General features: G+C 71.2%; 1 protein-coding gene. It reads left to right on the plus strand.

The window, feature by feature from the left end; translation table 11 throughout:
- Positions 1 to 1,822 (plus strand): hypothetical protein (locus tag ACRDSQ_RS13175; protein WP_431421279.1); only part of this gene is annotated, 1,822 nt, incomplete at both ends.

Raw genomic sequence — 1,822 nt, forward strand, 5'->3', positions numbered from 1 at the left:
GCCTGGACGGCTCGGTCCTCCTGGTCCGCGCCCGCACCCCGCAGATCGGCCGGATCGCCAGGGTCCCGGAGGTCGCGGCGATCCAGGAGCGCCTGGAGTTCGCCCTGAGCAACTCCGAGGTGCCGACCGTCCTGATGATCGGGACCTACGACCAGGGGTTCGGCGGCGCCCGCCCCTACCACGATCTGGGGATCGACGGGGGCGGGATCGACACCGGGACCAGCCGGGGCAGCGCGACGACCCCCGACGGGCAGCGCCTGAACGACGGGTCGGACGCGGTCCCGCCGCAGCTCGTCGCGGTCACGGACAACGGCATCAGCTACGACGCGGTCGCGTTCTCGCAGACGGCGACCCAGACTGAGACCCTGGACAACCTGGTCGGGACGATGTTCCACCGCAAGGTGCACGCGATCCAGACCGTCGAGGACTCGGGGGCCACCTGCGACGGCCTGCTGTCGGGCAGGAACACGCACGGAAACGTGGTGGCCGGGGTGATCGCCGCCAATCCGGGTGAGCTGGGCTTCCGGTACTCCAAGGCGTTCGACCCGGCGACCGGCGCGCCGCTCCGGCCGGTCAGCATGGATGCCCTGGCGCGCGGGGCCCGCATCATCATGCAGGACGCGGCAGGCCAGACCCGCTGCACGGCGAACGAGATTGTCGAGACCGGCGGCAGCGTGAACCCGGGCCCGCTGCTGGACCGGCTGAGCCTGGCGATCTGCCCGAAGCAGAACGGGACGGGCCCCTGCGCCGGGGTGGTCGGCGGCGGCAACGAGGTGCACCTGCACGTCATGCCGTTCGGGGTGCCCAACTTCGACAACATCCAGTACAACCCCGAGAACGGCGCCTACACGCTGGAGTCGCGGCATCTCGACCTGTTCCTGGTCAACAACCGCGACTACATGGTGTTCAGCCCCGTGGGCAACCAGGGCTTCGCGCGCGCCGGCTTCGAGGTGCAGTGGCCCGACCTGTTCGACGGCACGGCGGCCGACAACGATCCGAACCTGCCCCGGCCGCCGCAGATACCGCCGCCGGCGACGGCCAAGAACGTGGTGACGGTCGGCGGCACCTGGGCCGACCCCTCCGCCGCCTCCGACATCTTCACCCAGGAGCTGGTGTTCGACGCCAGCTCCAAGGGTCCGGCCACGCCGGCGTCCCTGAGGACCGCACCGATCGTCATGTCGGTGGCCTCGGACGGCTCGGCCTACTTCGGCTACCCGCTGTACCAGGAGCCGGCCACCGTGCGCAGCAGCGACAACGACAACCTGGCCCCGGTGGAGAACCAGATCGACGACCAGAACTTCGGCACCTCGTTCGCGGCCGGATACGTCGCCGCGGCGGGGGCGATCGTCCGCGACTACTTCGCCCAGGGCTTCTACCCGACGGGGGCGCGGGCGGACGCCGACCGCAACCCCGCCGTCTCCGGCAGCTTGGTGCGCGCCGCCCTGGTCGCCGGGACCGATTTCGCGGAGGAGTTCAACGAGCCGCCCCGGGTGAACGCCAACGACCAGACCGTCGCCCGCTCCCGCGCCGTGGACATGGGGACGATCGGCGGCGTGCCGGTCGGGGTCATCGGCAACAACAACCAGGGGTACGGCCGCGTGGTGCTGAGCTACGTCGTGCCGCTGCCGAACTACCCGGCGACCCGCGGGACCGGGCGGCGCACCATCGAGTTCGCGGCGGCCGGCCTCATCGTGCACGACATGCTGGGGACGGGTGAGCCGCCGATCGACAACACGACCCCGGTGAGCTGCGCGAGCGGTGCGGGGTGCACGGAGAAAACCTTCACGGTGGCCGGGCTGGAGGTGGAGGTGATCGGCACCGC

The sequence above is a fragment of the Actinokineospora sp. genome, assembly GCF_050699995.1.
Taxonomy (GTDB): Bacteria; Actinomycetota; Actinomycetes; order Mycobacteriales; family Pseudonocardiaceae; genus Actinokineospora.